Raw genomic sequence first — 16,222 nt, forward strand, 5'->3', positions numbered from 1 at the left:
CGCGGGCCTCAGCCGATCACGAACAGCGGCTGGTCGAATTCGATCGGCTGGCCGCTCTCGGCCAGGATCGACAACACCGTGCCCGACACGTCGGCCTCGATGGGGTTGAACATCTTCATGGCCTCGATGATCGCCAGCGTCTCGCCGGCCTTCACGGTCTGGCCGACCGCGACGAATGCCGGCTTGTCGGGCGACGGCGAGGCGTAGAACGTGCCGACCATCGGCGCGCGCACCACGTGGCCGTCCGGCAGCGCATTGCCGGGCTTGGCGGTGCCGCCGGTCGAGGCTTCGGTGGGCGAGCTCATCGGCATGGGCGCGGCCGGGCGTGCTTCCACAGGGGCCGCCATCATCGGCGCAGCGGCCTGCAGGGCGTAACCGCCCTTCGGCGTGCGCGCCAGGCGCACGGATTCTTCGCCTTCCTTGATCTCGATTTCGGCCAGGTTCGACTCTTCCAGAAGGTCGATCAGTTTCTTGATTTTGCGGAGATCCATGGGAGCCTCGTGGTTGAACGCTGTTCCCTGCGGGGCGGGGAACAAAAAAGGAAAGTCAGACCGGCAGCCGCTGCAGGGCGGCATCCAGCGCGTAGCGGTAGCTATCGGCCCCGAAGCCGCAGATCACGCCGACCGCCTTGTCGCTGAAGTAGCTGGTGTGGCGGAAGGGTTCGCGGCTGTGCGGGTTGGACAGGTGGATTTCGATGAAGGGCAGGGCCACGCCGGCCAGGGCGTCGCGGATCGCGACCGAGGTATGGGTGAACGCGGCAGGATTGATCAGGATGAAGGCGGTGCCGTCGGTGCGGGCGGCCTGGATACGATCGACCAGGGCATGTTCGGCGTTGGACTGGAACGTCTCCAGCCGATGTCCCGCAGCCTGCGCCTGTGCGACCAGCGCGATGTCGATATCTGCCAGCGTCGCCTGACCATAGACCTCCGGCTCGCGGGTACCGAGCAGGTTGAGGTTGGGGCCATGCAGGACCAGCAGTGTCGCCATTCGAGCCTCCAGCGGAAGGGCGGCAGTCTGCGCGATGCCGGGGATGCTGTCCAGTTCGCCGAAGTTTCGCTCGTTTTAAGCGATTGTTTGAATCTGGGCATCGGTCACGCGCGCCACACCATATATATGAATGATGGCCCGGGACTCACGTCGCGTTCGCACACGGCGACAGGGCCCTGGCCTAGGCTGTGGGCCCCTCGAATCCGGCCCTCACCGCTGTTCACCTTACACATCGTCTGCATGGGGAACCTCTGCCGCAGCCCGATGGCGGCGGCGCTTTTCCATGCGCGGGTGCCGGCGGGCCGCTGCTCCGTGGTCTCCTCGGGTCTGGCCGCCCAGCCCGGCCGAGCGCTGGACCCGCGTGTTGCAGCGGTCCTCGAGAAGCATGGTGTGCCCGCGCTGACGTACGCCGCGCGCATGTTCGATCCCGCCATGCTGGGGCCGGACGATCTCGTGCTCGCCATGCAGCGACGGCACCTCCAGGCCTTGCGTGCACTCGTACCGGAGGCGCGCGCACGCATGCACCTGCTCGGCCGTTGGCGCCGATCGCAGGAGATCGACGATCCCATCGCCGGCACGCAGGACGACATCGAAAAGACATTCACGTTGATCGAGCATTGCGTGTCGCAATGGTGCGAGCACGATCGCCGACTGTCTGCATGATCACGCAGCTGTACCGCCATCCAGCTTCCTGACTGGACCGTTACGCGCGCAATCCCATTTCATGCGCTCATCAAATTCCTGTCCGTAGCCTCGGGACGGCATCAACCGCGCCCCCCGTTCGACGCGCAGGATCCCGGATGGACCAGGGTTCCGTGGGGCTTTTCGTCCACAGCAACCCCGGGTGACAGATGGAGAATGCACGGATCGTCGCGGCCAGCGCGATCGCTCTGGCCGCAACGTTGTTCGCCATATTCTCGATGCGGCCGTGGGCCCGCCGCGTCGGTCTGGTGGACCGTCCGAGCGGGCGCAAGCAGCACGTCGGTCGCGTGCCGGTGATCGGCGGGATCTGCTTCTTCGTCGGTACGCTCGTGGGCCTGGGCTATCTCGGCTACGTCGACCGCTTCGTCATGAGCCTGATGATGGGCAGTGCGCTGATCGTCGCGATCGGCGTCGCGGACGACATCAGTCACCTGAGCGTGCGTACGCGTCTGCTGGTGGAAGCGGCCATCGTCGGCCTGGTAATCCTCAGCACCGGCTACTACCTCGATCACGTCGGCGGCCTCATCCCGGTGTTCGACCTGCGGCTCGGCCTGCTCGGTATCCCGGTGACGATCATCGCGGTGATCGGATTGATGAACGCGTTCAACATGATGGACGGGATCGACGGTCTCGCTGCGTCCACGGCGATGGTGTCGATCGCTGCCATCCTGCTGTTCGCGCACGACGGCGCGCCCGATGTCGGCGCGACGATGATGCTGCAGATTCTGTTCGCGTCGCTGATCCCGTACGTGTTCGTCAACCTGGGTTGGCCGGACGGACGCAAGATCTTCATGGGCGATGCCGGCAGCACGGTCATCGGCTTCCTCGTTGGCTGGAGTCTGATCTACCTCAGTCATCCGCGCGTCGGCCGGCTGGTGCCGGTCGAAGTGCTGTGGTGCGTGGCCCTCCCGCTGCTGGACACCACGGCCGTGATGTACCGCCGCATGCGTCGCGGACGCTCTCCGTTCGCCGCCGACCGCCAGCACCTTCACCACCTGCTGCTGGACCGCGGCCTGTCGGCGCCGGTCGCGTTGTGGACCATCGTGTCGATGGGCGCTGCGCTTGCGCTGCTCGGCTATGCGTTGCGCAACGTGCCGCAGCCGCTGAGCTTCCTCGTCTTTGTCGCCACGACCGTGGCGTACGTGATCGGCTTCCCGCGCCTGCTCGACACCATCGAGCGTTTGACGTCCGGGCCTTCGCGCCGCGCGGGCGCGCGCCGCACGCCTCTGGAATTCCCGGACGACGGCGAACTGAACCACGCGCCCGTCTCCATCCGTCCGCTGGGCCAGCGTCCGCTCGAGGCCGTGGCCGACACCTCTGTGGCGCGGTCTGGGAGCGTGCGTGATCCAGACGCACCGCTGCACGCACTCTGCCTGGTGAACGCCTCCTGCGAAGGTGCGGGGGTGGCGCCCATCGCGCGCCGTCTGGCCGACGATGCGCGTTTCCATGCCACTGTCTGCGTGACCGAGGGTGAGAGCGGCGACGCCGGCCATCTTCTGCAGATGTTCGGGCTTGAGGCACAGGCCAGCGTGTCCGGCGACAGCGGCGGGCCGGCCGCGTATGGCGATGCCCAGGCCGAGATGCAGCAGCTGATCGGCGAGACGAATCCCGATGTGATCGTGGTGCCCGGCGATGCGCCGGTGACCTTCGCCATGAGCTTGGCGGCGCACGCGTGCGACGTGCCGTTGGTCTGCGTCGATGCCGATGCGCCTGCTTCCGGTGCGCAACACTGGCCGAGCGACGCGAGCCGTCGCATCGTGCAGTCGCTCGCCGCGCTGCATGTCGCGCCCAGCGAATTGACGGGCCGCCGCCTGAGCGGCGAAGGCGTGCCCAGCGAGAGCATTCTCGTGCAATCCGACGTGGCCGACGATGCGTTGCGCACCGCGCTGCGCCAGATCCGCCGCGATGCTGATCTGGCGCGCTCCCTGGCCGAAGGCTTCGCCTTCCTGCGCAGCAATGCGCCGCTGTTGCTTGCCGTGAGCGCGCGTGGCGATACGCCGGGGCAGGGCGCGTTCTCCGATGCGCTGGCGATGGTGGCGCGCCGTCGTCCCGACGTGGACATCGTCTGGGTGGGCGGCGTGGGCATCGCGCCGGGCGAGGGTGGCGATCCGCTACACACCTTCGCGAACGTGCACCCGCTGGAAGTCGATGATTTCCTGGCGTGGGCCTACCTGCTCGAGCGCGCGCACCTGGTGCTGGTCGGCAGGGGCGCCCCTCCGCCTCGCCGTCTGCTCGGCAAGCCGGTACTCGTAGCGCAGGAAGAGATCTCGGGAGCGGATGCCGGTGCCGTCGCGATCGGCACCACGCCGGTGGCGATCGCCGGCCGTCTGCTGACACTGCTGGGCGACGACGCGGTCTATCTGTCGCTGTGCGCCGCGCCCGACCTCGATATTCCCCGTGTGGATGGCTGCGCGCCGGTGCTGGAGGCGCTGGCGGGACTACGCGCGCCGCCGACGCCGCGCGCTGCGCCGCGTGCGCTGCACGAACCGCTCGATGCTCGGGCCGCGTCATGAGCGCGCTCCCGTCCCTCCCCGCGCGTCCCGCAGGGCGCGCCTCCGACACGACATGCAAGCGAGGTGAACCATGGCGACCCAGCTGATCACGCGACGAAGCGCCGACCGACCGACCCTGGCGGCGGCCTCCGTGCGCAACGACGATGTCGACATCCCCGCCCTGGTTTCCACGTTGGGCGCGAAGAAGAAGCTCATCCTGTTCGGTACGGCGGCGTTCGTCCTGGCGAGCATCGCCTACCTGGCGGTGGTCACGCCGAAATACGAAGCCAATGCCGTGGTCCAGGTGGAGAGCCGACCGGCCATCCCCCCGGGTCTCAGCCAGAACACCGCGATGCAGGCGCCGTCCGCCATCCCGACGCCCGGCACTACCGAGGTGCAGCTGCTGACGTCGCGCCGCGTGATCGGGGAGGCCATCACCCGGATGGACCTCGATGTCGACGTGAAGCCGCAGCATCTGCCGGTGATCGGCGACTTCATCGCGCGCCGTTATCAGCAGGCCAATCCCGGCGAACTGGCGAGCCCGTGGTTCGGGCTGTCGAAGTACGGTTGGGGTGGCGAAGTCCTCGATATCGCCCGGCTCGACGTGCCCGACCATCTGAAGGGCGTCCCGATGGAGCTGACGGCGGGCGCCCAGGGAAGCTACGTGCTGTCCGCGCAGGGCCAGGTGCTCGCACGCGGACGCGCGGGCACCCCGGTGAATGCGGGTGGCGTAGCGATGCAGGTCCGCAAGCTGACGGCCCATCCCGGTATGCGCTTTCAGGTGACCCGCTACGATCCGTCGGCGGTGATGGCGGCGCTGAAGGAAAACATCACGGCAACGGAAATGGGGCGCAACTCCGGCGTGATCAGCCTGGTCTACGCGCATGCGGACCCGGAGCGCGCGCGCCGCGTGCTGGACGAAGTCACCGGCGCCTATGTACGTCAGAACGTCGCGCGTACCTCTGCCGAAGCGGCCAGCCGCTTGAAGTTCGTCACCGAGCAGCTGCCGAAAGTGCGCGAGGAGTTGGCCAAGGCACAGGCCGCGCTGACCGCATTCCAGACCCGCACCCAGACGCTGGACGTGACCACCCAGAACCGCGCGCTACTCGACCAGACCATCGCACTGGATTCCAGCATCCAGCAGTTGCGCATCAAGATGACCGAAGTCGAGAACCGCTACACCGCGGCGCACCCGACGTATCGCGCGCTGCAGGACCAGATCAACCGGTTCCAAGGCGAGCGCAACGGCCTGCAGGGCCGTATCCACGACCTGCCGGACACGCAGCAGGTGCTGTTTCGCTTGAATCGCGACGTCGAGGTCACCAACCAGACCTACGCCAACCTGCTGGACCAGGCGCAGCAACTCGAGATCGCCAAGGCCAGCGCCGTAGGCAACGCGCGCGTGATCGACCCGGCCGCGGTGAACCTCAACAGCCCGGCCTGGCCCAAGCCGTTGCCGGTGCTGGCTGCAGGCACGTTGCTGGGTCTGATGGTGATGGTGGTGATCGTCCTGCTGCAGCAGATGTTCCGCCGTGGCGTGGAAGACCCGGTCGACATCGAGCTGCTGGGCTTGCCGGTGTACGCGTCGATCCCGCTGAGCAAGAAGGGTCAGGCGTTGACGTATCGCATGAGCCATCGCCGCCGCGACGGCAAGTCGCGCCTGCTCGCGCTGAATGCGCCGGCCGACCTGGCGATGGAAGCGCTCCGCTCGCTGCGCACCAGCCTGCACTTCGCCCGGATGCGCATGCGCAACAACCTGCTGATGATCTCCGCGCCCAGCCCGGGCGTGGGCAAGACCTTCATCTGCGCCAATCTTGCGGTGACGATCGCGCAGACTGGCCAGCGCGTACTGCTGATCGACGCCGACATGCGCCGCGGTACGCTGCACGACGCGGTCGGTGTGCGCTGGGAGAACGGCCTGTCGGACGTCATCGCGGGCCGCATTCCGCTGGACGACGCCGTCCGTCGCGTGGCCGGCGCCGAAAACTTGTCCTTCATTTCGCGCGGTGCGATTCCGTCCAATCCGTCCGAGCTGCTGATGCACGAGAACTTCAGCGACCTGCTGAAACGCGTCTCGGGCGAGTACGACATCGTGCTGATCGATACGCCGCCCGTGCTGGCGGTGACCGACGCCGCCGTCATCGGCCACCACGCGGGCACCTGCCTGATGGTGGTGCGCTGGGGCCTCAACCAGCAGCGCGAGATCGCCCTGGCCAAGCAGCGCCTTGAGCAGAATGGCGTGGAAGTGAAGGGCGCCATCTTCAACGGCGTGGAGAAGCGCGGCGCGGGCGAGTACGCCTACACCTACTACGAGTACCTGCCGGCGCCGCGTGCCGGCGCGGGCCGATAAGGAGGCGTCGCCGATGCAGATCACCATGTCGCCTTACTACGGCACGCCGGACTTCACCGTGCTGGACCGACACCCGGAGTACCACCGGATCGATCCCGTTTCGGTGGCCGACCTGCTGCGCAACGCCTTCGTGTACCCGCCGCACTCCATCTACGAGGGCGTCAAACTGGTGACCTTCGGGTTCTCCGCGCACCAGGACATGCGCGGCGCGCCGGATTTCCACTTCAAGTTCCGCAACGCAGGCGAAGTGCCCGAAGTGGCGGACCGGCCGCAGGATTGGATCGCCGTCTACCACCGCATGCTGTGCGATGCGATCACCCGCACTACCGCCGACATGCGAACGCCCTGGCAGTTGCAGAGCGGCGGCAAGGATTCCACGACGCTGGCCATCGCGCTCGCCGACGCTCGTCCCGACACCACCTGCATCACGTACCTCGGGGGGCACGAGGAGAACGAGCTGGAATCCGCGCGGCAGGTGGCAAGCCGGCTCGGCCTGCGCCATGAAGCGTTGGTCTGCGATCCCGGTCGCGCGTACGACCGCTACCTGGCGTTGGCGGGGCGGATGCCGCTGCTGACGGCGGACTTCGCCCTGCTGTCGTACGCCGACCTGGCGACCGAGGTGGCCGCGCGCGGCGGCGACGGCATCATCGACGGCCTGGGGGCCGACAGCTATTTCGGCACGCCGGTCGATCTGCAACAGCAGCTGACGGTGCGCCTCGCGCGCGGGCTGCGCCTGCCGTTCGACGCCACTGGCCTGCCGGGCATCTCCGGCAGCTTCCCACTGTGCTTCGCGCTCGGCACGCTGCAGATGACGCCGATCGAACGCGTCTTCCCGGGTTCGCGCTTCAGCGATGCCGAAGTGGACGCCTTGTTCGGCATCGAGATGGCACGCCGCTCGCGCGAACGCCTCTCTCTGTTCAAGGCGGAGATCGCCTCGGCGACCAGCGCGTGGGAGTGGCGCGACATGTCGATGTCCATCGCCGGCTCGGCGGGTGCGTTCGCCAAGGGTCTCTACACCGCGCATGCGGCCGGGCTGGGTGCTGCGTATCCGTTCTGCGATCGCGCGTTGCGCGAATGGATCCATTATGAAGTGCCGCGTCGGCAGAAGGTGGATCCCGAGACGGGTTTGAACAAGGTACTGATCCGCCGGCATATCGCCGCGCATTTCGGCGAGCTGCCTTACGTGCAGCGCAAGGGCAGTTTCCGTTTTGACGTGTGCGGACTGGCGGCGCAACGGTTCGAACAGATCCACGCGTTCGCCCTGCAAGTGCGTGAGATGCTGCCCGGCGCCACCACGTGGCTGGAGCGAAACCGCGATCGCCTGGACAACAAGTACCACGCATCGAAGTTCTACCTGCTGGCCGTGGTGTTGCCCTGGCTGGCGGCGCACGCGGCGGACACCGCCGCAGCGGCGACGGAAGCGCGCCGAGAGTCGATCGCGGCCTGATGCGTTGCTCCCGCCGACAGCTGCTGAAAGCCGGCTCGGGGCTGGTGCTCGCCGCGATGTTGCCCGCGCCCCGTGCGTTGGCGCTGGACGCGCGCGCATTCGGCGCGCGGGGCGATGGGGTCACCGACGATACGCGCGCCCTGCAGAACGCCATCGATGCGTTGCAGGCGGGCGGAACACTGACGCTGGGTCCCGGCAACTACGTCATCGACCCCGAACGCAGCCTGCGCCTGCGTTCGCGTACACGACTGTCGATGACGCCCGAGACGCGGCTGGTCGCACGTGCGAATGCTGCGCCGCGGACCTATGTCTTACTGATCGAAGGCGTGCATGACGTGCAGGTCGATGGCGGGCGCATCATCGGCGACCGCGACCACCACCTCTCCAGCGAGGGCGAATGGGGTCATGGGATCATGGTGCGGGGTGCGGAACGGGTGTCGCTGCGCAACCTGCACATCACGAAGTGCTGGGGCGATGGCATCTCGGTCGGCGGCATCAGCGGCACGCGGATGGTGCCCAGCCGCGACATCCGTATCGAGGACGTCGTCTGTACGGGCAACCGCCGGCAGGGCCTGACCATCGGTCGCTCGCGGAACGTCCGGGTGCTGCGTTCCCATTTTCTCGCCACGCGCGGCACGTTGCCGGGCTGCGGCATCGATATCGAGCCCGATCCGGGCGGCAGTGCCGACGACATCGGGATCGAGGCCTGCACGCTGCGCGGCAACCATGGTGCGGGCCTGCAGGTGTACGAGCGCGGGCACCGCATCACCGTGCGTCGCTGCATCATCCGCGGCAACCGCGGCGATGGCGTGCTGATACGCGGCGGCGAGCAATGCGTGCTCGAGGACAACGACATCGCCGACAATGGGCTGCGCGGCATCGTCGTGCAGGCCGGCGCGCGCGACATCGCGGTGACGGGCAACCGCTTCTCCGGCAACGCCGCCGGACTGCGGAAGAAGAAGCCGCAGGCGATGAAAGGCTGGATGCATGTCGACGTGGCCAGGAGCGCGAAGGACGTGCGCGTCGATCGGAGCAACCGGTTCGAGTGAGCCCGTAGACGACGGGCGACGCGACCCATCAAGCGGGCGCATCCGGCGTAGCAAGCGGACTCAACCGGCTAGAACAAGCAGCCTCATCCGCGCTGGAGAAGCGAACTCAACCGCGATCACGCGCGTGAAGATGCGTGACGGTGTTCGCGCGAATGATGCTTGTGTGCGCGAAGTATTTGAATGCGTTCACAGATACGGAGGCGCGTTAACCGGTCGTTGCATTCGCGTGGCTATAGTCGCCCCCGTCGCGATTTCACGCGGCGATCACATGGCAAATTTTCCGACGGGTACTTGCCCGCGAGGGGTTACGTTTGTGAAGAAGAATGTTCTCGTGCACGACGTGCGCGAGGCTGGGATGCCTCGGCGCGATTTCCTGCAGAAATCGATGCTTGCTGCCCTTCCGGCGATCGGCGTCGCCGCCGGCATCCCGCGGGCGTTCGGCGCGGTCATGGCCGGCAACATGCCGGCGGTCTCGATGGCGGCCGCCGCCGTGTACGACCCGCCGGTGCGCACGCGCGGCGCGACCACGCTGAGCGTGCGCGATTGGGGTGCCGCGGGCGATGGTGCGCGCGACGACACGACCTCGTTCCAGGCGGCCGTCGATGCGCTTCCCTCCACGGGCGGCATGATCTACGTGCCTGCGGGTGATTACGTGATCGATCCCACCCGCAACATACGCTTGCGCAGCAACATGCACCTGCAACTGGCGGACGGCGCCATCCTGCGCGCCAAGCGCAACGACCAGGAGCGTGCCTACGTACTGATGGCCTACAAGGTCAGCAACGTGGAAATCTCGGGTGGCCGCATCATCGGCGACCGCGACAATCATCTGGGTACCACGGGCGAATGGGGGCACGGCATCATGATCCGCGGCTCCTCGCGGGTGACGGTGCGCGACATCCATGTGTCGAAGTGCTGGGGCGACGGCGTCTCCATCGGCGGTGCGATGGTGACCAACGCGCCGACCATCCCCTGCGACGACGTCGTGATCGCCAACATCGTCAGCACCGGCAATCGCCGCCAGGGCCTCACGATCGGCTGCGCCACCAACGTCAAGATATACGACAGCGAGTTCAGCGATACCCGCGGTATCGCGCCGCAATGCGGCATCGACGTCGAACCGGATTCCAACGACGAACGCATCACCTCCACCGTGCACATCGAAAACTGCGTCATGCGCGGCAACGCCGGCAACGGCGTGCTGCTCTACAAGCGCGTCAAGGGCGTGACCGTCAAGCGCTGCACGATGGAATACAACGGCGGACATGGGTTGCTGACCATCGGCCCGGAGGGCGGCTACATCGCCCAGAACACGATCCGGCACAACTATTTGGTCGGCCTGATGCTGGGTGCCAGCACCTACAACTACCAGGTGAGCGGCAACGTCTTCCGCAACAACAACACGCGGCTGCATGGTGTGAACACGGTCCTGAATCCGTTGATCGCCATGACCGGCATCGTGGACGGCAACAAGGGTAATGGCGCGCACGTGGCGAAAGTATCCACCGCCACCGAGATTCGGGTGACGACGAACCAGTTCGCGAAGTGATCACGGCAGGGTGAAGAGCCCGTCAAGAGGCGGCCGCAAGGCCGCCTCTTCCGTTTTGCGTGTTCATGCGTGCCTGCGTCTTGTGGTGAGTGCGTCAATGGATTCCGCGAGGTCGTTTCCTAGAATCCGGGAATCGATTCGCGCGGAGCCCGCCTTGAAGTTCATCCTGTTCGCCAACACCGACTGGTACCTCTACAACTTCCGCTTGTCGACGGCACGCGCCTTGCAGGCGCGCGGCGTGGACGTGGTGATGGTGTCGCCGCCGGGCGAGTTCGGCCCGCGTTTCGCCGAGCACGGCGTGCGGTGGGTGCCGCTGCGGATGCGGCGCGCCAGCCTCAATCCCCTGCGCGAAGCCGGAACCTTGGCGAACCTAGTGGCATTGTTGCGCGAGGAGCGTCCAGACCTGCTGCACAGCTTCACCCTGAAATGCGCGGTGTACGGTGCGCTGGCCGCGCGCGCGGCCAGCGTGCCGGCGTACGTGAATGCGGTGACCGGCCTGGGCTACGTGTTCGCCAGCGACCGCGTCAAGGCGCGCGTGCTGCGACCGCTGGTCTCTACGTTGATGCGCGCCGCGCTGGGCAGCGATCGTTCCCGCGTGATCCTGCAGAATCCTGACGACGCAGAGGCATTTCAATCGCTGCGCCTCGCACCACCCCACCACATCCGCTTGATCCGCAGCTCCGGTGTGGATATCGCGCGCTTCAACGCTGACGGACGGCAGCCTCGCGACGAGGGCGCGTTACGCGTGCTGCTGGCCGCGCGTCTGTTGAAGGAAAAAGGGGTGCGCGAGTATGCCGAAGCGTCGGAGAAACTCCGTGCCGAGGGGCGCGATATCCGCTTTCTGCTCGCCGGCATGCCCGACGAAGGCAATCCCAGTTCCGTTACGCGCGAAGAAGTCGAGGGTTGGCAAGCGCGGGGCCTGGTGACGTGGCTTGGCCATGTGGACGACATGCCGGCGCTGTTGCGCGACGTCGATGTGATGGCGCTGCCCAGCTACTACCGCGAGGGCGTGCCCAAGAGCCTGATCGAAGCAGGCGCATGCAATATCGCGCTGGTCACCACCGATCTTCCGGGTTGCCGGGAAGTGGTCACGCGCGACGGGCACGACGGCTTGCATGTGGTGCCGCGCAGCGCGGACTCGCTGGCGCAGGTACTGGCGCGCCTCGACGACGATCGCGTGCTGCTGCACCAACTGGGCGCGCGTGCGCGGCAAAAGGCCCTGGCCGATTTCGACGAGCGCGTGGTGATCCGCCGGACCTGCGAGGTCTACGACGAGCTGCTGCCACAGCCGCTTGCGGCGGCGGCATGAGCCAGGCCTTGCCCATGCCGTGGCGCCCGGCGATCGCCGCGTTGTCCGTGTTATCGCTGGCGACGGCGGCGGGCGCGGCGATGGTATTCCTCACCCAGGTGGTGCTGGCGCGCCACTTCGGCCCGTCGCAGTACGGCTTGTTCGCTTCGTCACTGGCGACGGTCAGCCTGGTCGCACCGCTGGCGGGATTCGGTCTGTCCCAGTTCCGACTGAAGGCGCATGGCGCGGAGGGCTGGGCGGCCGAACGGTGGCAGCCGGCCTCCTCGCGCTTCCTCGTGCTCACCAGTGTGCTGGCGGTGGGAGGCGTTGTCGCATGGGCTTTGCTCGGGCCACCGGTGGATGCGCAGACGCGCTCCATGTTGCTGGTGCTGGCCCCCTTCATCCTCGGCTTGCTGGCGGTGGAGCAGATCGGCAGCAAGCTGCGTCTGGAAGAACGTCACGCAGCATTGGCGGGCTGGCAGTTGCTGATGCCAACAGGAAGGCTGGCGATCGCGCTGCTCGCGGTGGCCGGGCTGTCGATGTCGATCCATGCGGTGGCCTGGGGGCACGCCGCGCTGGCGGTCTTGGCATTGATGCTGGCACTGCCGCAGTGGCAGGCGATGCGTCGCGGCGACTGGACCTTGAAGGGTCATGGCCCACGTGACACCGCGCTCGCCCGCGACATCGCGCGACCGGATGCGCGCATGCTGTTCCGGCAGGCGTGGCCGTATGGCGTTGCAGCAGTGCTGTACCCGGTGTTTTTCCAGATCGGCACCGTGCTGCTGAAGTACCTGCGCGGCGATGCCGAGGCCGGCGTGTTCGGCATCGCACTGGCGGTGATGACCGCGATCTACCTGTTCCCCACCACGATCTATCAGAAGTTCCTGCTTGCGCGCCTGCATCGATGGGCGGTGCACGACCGCACGCGCTTCCGGCAGGTGTACCGGTTGGGCTGCATCGGCATGCTCGCGAGCGGTCTGCTGGTCGGTATCGTGCTGGCAGTGCTGTCGGGTGAGGCGGTCCGGGTCTTCGGTGAGCGCTACGCCAGTTTGCAGCCGCTCTTGATGGTGCTGGCGGTGTGCGTACCGGTACGCTTCCTGTCGACCGCCGTCGGTGCCGTACTGTTGACTGAAGGCCAGATGGCGTATCGCGTGGGCGCGATGCTCGCGGCCGCCAGCGCAGCGGCGCTGCTCAACCTGTTGCTGATTCCTTCGCAGGGTGCGATGGGGGCCGCCATCGCCACGTTGACGGCAGAGGCCTTGCTGCTGTTGGCCATGTACCACGGTGCGCGGCGCGCCGCCGTATTGCGGGGTGCGCCATGACGGCATTGCGGGCCGCGTTCACCGGTTACTACGGCATGCGCAACTTCGGCGACGACCTGTTTGGCGTGCTCTGCACGCGCGCTGCGCAGACGTACTGGCGTGCATCTCCCAGCGTGGTCGGGCCACCGTTGGCCGCCGCGCCCGCGCGCAGCACCGTGCCGCGTCGCTATCCGACCCGCTGGTACGGCAGCAAGGGACTGGTCGGCAAGGCCAGTCGATGGCTGAGCTTTGCCCGGGGGATCCACGATTGCGACGTGCTGGTGATGGGCGGCGGCTCGGTGATCACGGCACGCGAATCGTTCCGCAAACCGATGATGCTGTCGGCCGTGGATCGTGGCGTGCAACTCGCAGCCGTCGGCGTGTCGATCGGGCCGTTCGCGGACGCGCGCGACGAAGACGCGGTCGCTGCCTTCCTGCAGCGGTTCCGCTATCTGTCCGTGCGCGACGAACGTTCGCGCCGGCTCGCCCAGGCGATGGGACTTGAGGCGATCACACACGCAGGCTGCGATCTGGCGGCATTGCTGCCGGTGCCCGGGCCGCGCACCGCGGTTCCGGCGAGAGCGCAGGGCGAGCCCGTCCGCATCGGTGTGGCGCCGTGCCGTTACCGCGAGGATGGCGAGTACGCGGCGCCCGCACGTCGACGTTGGGAAGAACACCTGATCGCCACGCTGGCGGACCTGCGGCGCACGCGTGAGGTTCGCGTGGATGTGTTCAGTCTCAACGAGCATCCCCATCACGGCGACCGGGAGCTCGCTCAGGCGCTGGTGGATCGCCTGCGCACGGAGGGCGTGGCGGCGGAGCATCGTCCGTATGCGAGCCAAGACCCGCTGCACACCGTCGACGCGCTGGCTGCGTGCGACGTGGTGGTGAGCGCGCGCCTGCATGGCGCGATCGTGGCCTATTTGCAGGATGTTCCCTTCATGATCATCGACTACCACCCGAAGTGCCGCGACTTCGCCGATGACATCGGCCTGGATGCTTCGTTGCGGGTGACGGCCGGGCAAGCAGGAAATCCGTTCAGCGACGCGTTGCCTGCCTTGCTCGCAGGCGAACGGCAACCGCGTGTTTCACGCGCCGATTACGCGCGGCGGGCGCCCGACATCTTTCAATGCGCACCATGGGCCAAGGCATGAACGACGCTATTCCGTCCCCCTCGATTCCCGGCGCACCCGCGCCCGTGAGCGTGGTGGTGCCGTGCTATCGGTGCGGCGACACCATCGGCGATGCGGTGGCATCGATCGCCGCGCAGACCCGGCGTCCAGCGGAAGTGCTACTGGTGGACGACGCCAGCGGCGACGACACACTCGATGCGCTACATCGTGTCGCCGACGCGTATCCCGCGGGTTGGGTCAAGGTGATCGCATCCTCGCCCAATGGTGGGCCATCGCGTGCACGCAACCTCGGTTGGCAACAGGCGGTACAGCCGTACATCGCCTTCCTCGATGCGGACGACACCTGGGCGCCGGACAAAGTGGCGTGGCAGATGGCAGAACTTGAGCGCGATCCGCGCATCGCGCTGATCGCGCACCGGATGAAGGTGGCGCCGCGCGAGGCGGCACCCGCGCCATTGAAGGGTGTCGTGCGGTCGCACGTCATCGGACGCCGCCGCCTGTTGCTCAACAATCCATTTCCCACCGCTTCGGTGATCCTGCGCCGCGACCTGCCGTTTCGCTTCAACGAGCGTTTCCGCCGCGTGGAGGATTTCCTGTTGTGGGCGCAGATCGGGTTCTCGGGCTACCGCTGCGTCAAGCTCAACCAGGTGCTCGCCTACTGGCACAAGCCCACGTTCGGCGCGGCCGGTCTCAGCGGCGATCTCGATGCGATGCATCGGGCGGGCAAGGAGGTGAGACGCGAATTGTTGGCTTCCGGACTTGTTACGCGCGGCGAGCACTGGTTCGCGCGCAGTGTGGGGCTGGTGCGGCGCGGTCGTCGGCGCGTGCTGCTGCTGATGCGGCCGGCGACACGGTGACCGCATGAAGGCGTCCGGCAACGCACTGCCCTACCTGCGCTCGGCCACGAGCCCCCAAGCCAGCGCCGAACGGTGGTTGGGCGTGGTCTGGCTGCTGGCCGTGGCCGCCTTCGGGTGCTGGCTGGTGGGCAGCCGCGCACTGGACATCGGTTCCGACACGGAAACGTACGCGGGCTTCTTCGAAAGCCTGGACCAGGGTGTGCCGGAAACCCGCCTGGAACCGGGCTTCGCGTACCTGAGCTACGGCTTGCGCCTGCTGGGCCTGAGCGTGCCGGGATACCAGGCGGTCCTGTTCGCACTGTTGCTGGTGGGCGTGGCCATCGCCGTGCGCATCCACCATCGCGCATTTCCGCCCACGCAGGCGTACCCCACGCTGTTGTGCGCGTCGCTGTTGTTGTTGTTCATCTCGCCGATGTTCGTCAACGCCTCGATCAACGCCATCCGCCAGGGGCTGGCGGCGCCGCTGGTGTTCGCGGCGCTGCTGTGTTTCCAGCAGCGGCGCTGGTGGGGCTTCGCGCTGCTGGGCGCGCTTGCCGCGAGCTTTCACGTTTCCTCGCTACTGTATCTGGTGTGCGCGCCCGCGCTGTTGCTGAAGCCGAACCTGCTGCGGGCACTGGCGGCGCTGGCGTTCGTCGCCTACGTCAGCGGACTGTCGATGAACGTGGTTGGCGCGGTGTCGCCTACGCTCTACACGACGGTGATGGAGTACACCGCGAACGACAACTACCGCGCCGGCGTGCGCATCGATTTTGCGGTGTTCACGATCTTCTGGTACGTCGTTGTGCTGGCCGTGTCGCCCTGGGTGCAGCCAGCGGCGCGCAAGCCGCTTCAGGATGGCGCCTCCGTCTACCTGGTCATGGTGGTGCCGTTCTTCGTGATCGGCTGGGGATACTTCTCCAATCGCTATCTGCTGCCGGGCTGGCTGGCGGTCTCGCTGATCCTGGCGGCCGCGTGTTGCTACAGCCGGGTGGCGCCGTTGCGCCAGCCGTTGCTGCTCGGTGCCGGTCTAGCGGTGGCATGCGGGGTGCTGTTCTTCTATGTCAGCCGCGGCATCGTCATCTGAGATG

General features: G+C 67.1%; 13 protein-coding genes. 11 read left to right on the plus strand and 2 right to left on the minus strand.

What is annotated here, in order from left to right; all coding sequences use genetic code 11:
- Positions 1 to 8: 8 nt before the first annotated feature.
- Together accB and aroQ are read right to left on the minus strand one after the other, a co-directional pair.
- Positions 9 to 491: an acetyl-CoA carboxylase biotin carboxyl carrier protein gene (gene accB, locus BM365_RS12790; protein ID WP_093489932.1), complete on the minus strand. Its 483-nt coding sequence runs from the start codon at positions 489 to 491 to the stop codon at positions 9 to 11.
- Between the two features lie 55 nt (positions 492 to 546).
- Positions 547 to 987, minus strand: a complete 441-nt coding sequence (aroQ, locus tag BM365_RS12795) for a type II 3-dehydroquinate dehydratase (protein WP_093489933.1) — start codon at positions 985 to 987, stop codon at positions 547 to 549.
- On the opposite strand from aroQ, the gene BM365_RS12800 reads away from it, so the two are divergent.
- From BM365_RS12800 to BM365_RS12850, 11 genes are all read left to right on the plus strand, one after another.
- On the plus strand, positions 964 to 1,650 hold the full coding sequence (locus BM365_RS12800; protein ID WP_139227424.1) for an arsenate reductase/protein-tyrosine-phosphatase family protein: 687 nt from the start codon (positions 964 to 966) through the stop codon (positions 1,648 to 1,650). The genes aroQ and BM365_RS12800 overlap by 24 nt on opposite strands.
- Positions 1,651 to 1,838: 188 nt before the next feature.
- Positions 1,839 to 4,202: a UDP-N-acetylglucosamine 2-epimerase gene (locus BM365_RS12805; protein WP_093489935.1), complete on the plus strand. Its 2,364-nt coding sequence runs from the start codon at positions 1,839 to 1,841 to the stop codon at positions 4,200 to 4,202.
- Positions 4,203 to 4,272: 70 nt separating this feature from the next.
- Complete coding sequence (locus tag BM365_RS12810) at positions 4,273 to 6,531, plus strand: polysaccharide biosynthesis tyrosine autokinase (RefSeq protein WP_093489936.1); 2,259 nt, start codon at positions 4,273 to 4,275, stop codon at positions 6,529 to 6,531.
- Positions 6,532 to 6,544: 13 nt separating this feature from the next.
- Positions 6,545 to 7,978, plus strand: a complete 1,434-nt coding sequence (locus tag BM365_RS12815) for an asparagine synthase-related protein (RefSeq protein WP_139227425.1) — start codon at positions 6,545 to 6,547, stop codon at positions 7,976 to 7,978.
- Entirely contained in the window at positions 7,978 to 9,027 is a 1,050-nt protein-coding gene (locus BM365_RS12820) for a right-handed parallel beta-helix repeat-containing protein (protein ID WP_093489938.1), read from the plus strand. The genes BM365_RS12815 and BM365_RS12820 overlap by 1 nt, the downstream gene beginning before the upstream one ends.
- 313 nt (positions 9,028 to 9,340) lie before the next feature.
- Complete coding sequence (locus BM365_RS12825; RefSeq protein ID WP_104367911.1) at positions 9,341 to 10,576, plus strand: right-handed parallel beta-helix repeat-containing protein; 1,236 nt, start codon at positions 9,341 to 9,343, stop codon at positions 10,574 to 10,576.
- Between the two features lie 154 nt (positions 10,577 to 10,730).
- A complete protein-coding gene (locus BM365_RS12830; protein WP_093489940.1) occupies positions 10,731 to 11,885 on the plus strand; it encodes a glycosyltransferase family 4 protein in 1,155 nt (384 codons plus the stop codon).
- The gene (locus BM365_RS12835) at positions 11,882 to 13,186 is read left to right on the plus strand and encodes a lipopolysaccharide biosynthesis protein (protein ID WP_093489941.1); all 1,305 of its coding nucleotides are present in this window, start codon (positions 11,882 to 11,884) and stop codon (positions 13,184 to 13,186) included. Before BM365_RS12830 ends, BM365_RS12835 begins: the two co-directional genes overlap by 4 nt.
- The gene (locus tag BM365_RS12840; protein ID WP_093489942.1) at positions 13,183 to 14,319 is read left to right on the plus strand and encodes a polysaccharide pyruvyl transferase family protein; all 1,137 of its coding nucleotides are present in this window, start codon (positions 13,183 to 13,185) and stop codon (positions 14,317 to 14,319) included. The genes BM365_RS12835 and BM365_RS12840 overlap by 4 nt, the downstream gene beginning before the upstream one ends.
- Positions 14,316 to 15,155 (plus strand): glycosyltransferase family 2 protein, encoded by an 840-nt coding sequence (locus tag BM365_RS12845; RefSeq protein WP_158253475.1) that lies wholly within the window; start codon positions 14,316 to 14,318, stop codon positions 15,153 to 15,155. Before BM365_RS12840 ends, BM365_RS12845 begins: the two co-directional genes overlap by 4 nt.
- A gap of 4 nt (positions 15,156 to 15,159) precedes the next feature.
- Positions 15,160 to 16,218 (plus strand): EpsG family protein, encoded by a 1,059-nt coding sequence (locus BM365_RS12850; protein WP_093489944.1) that lies wholly within the window; start codon positions 15,160 to 15,162, stop codon positions 16,216 to 16,218.
- Positions 16,219 to 16,222: the final 4 nt, after the last annotated feature.

The organism is Pseudoxanthomonas sp. YR558, from assembly GCF_900116385.1.
Lineage (GTDB): Bacteria > Pseudomonadota > Gammaproteobacteria > Xanthomonadales > Xanthomonadaceae > Pseudoxanthomonas_A.

Coding starts and splice junctions, on each gene's coding strand:
- accB (WP_093489932.1), bottom strand. CDS start 491: ATGGATCTCCGCAAAATCAAGAAACTGATCGACCTTCTGGAAGAGTCG.
- BM365_RS12800 (WP_139227424.1), top strand. CDS start 964: ATGCAGGACCAGCAGTGTCGCCATTCGAGCCTCCAGCGGAAGGGCGGC.
- aroQ (WP_093489933.1), bottom strand. CDS start 987: ATGGCGACACTGCTGGTCCTGCATGGCCCCAACCTCAACCTGCTCGGT.
- BM365_RS12805 (WP_093489935.1), top strand. CDS start 1,839: ATGGAGAATGCACGGATCGTCGCGGCCAGCGCGATCGCTCTGGCCGCA.
- BM365_RS12810 (WP_093489936.1), top strand. CDS start 4,273: ATGGCGACCCAGCTGATCACGCGACGAAGCGCCGACCGACCGACCCTG.
- BM365_RS12815 (WP_139227425.1), top strand. CDS start 6,545: ATGCAGATCACCATGTCGCCTTACTACGGCACGCCGGACTTCACCGTG.
- BM365_RS12820 (WP_093489938.1), top strand. CDS start 7,978: ATGCGTTGCTCCCGCCGACAGCTGCTGAAAGCCGGCTCGGGGCTGGTG.
- BM365_RS12835 (WP_093489941.1), top strand. CDS start 11,882: ATGAGCCAGGCCTTGCCCATGCCGTGGCGCCCGGCGATCGCCGCGTTG.
- BM365_RS12840 (WP_093489942.1), top strand. CDS start 13,183: ATGACGGCATTGCGGGCCGCGTTCACCGGTTACTACGGCATGCGCAAC.
- BM365_RS12845 (WP_158253475.1), top strand. CDS start 14,316: ATGAACGACGCTATTCCGTCCCCCTCGATTCCCGGCGCACCCGCGCCC.
- BM365_RS12850 (WP_093489944.1), top strand. CDS start 15,160: ATGAAGGCGTCCGGCAACGCACTGCCCTACCTGCGCTCGGCCACGAGC.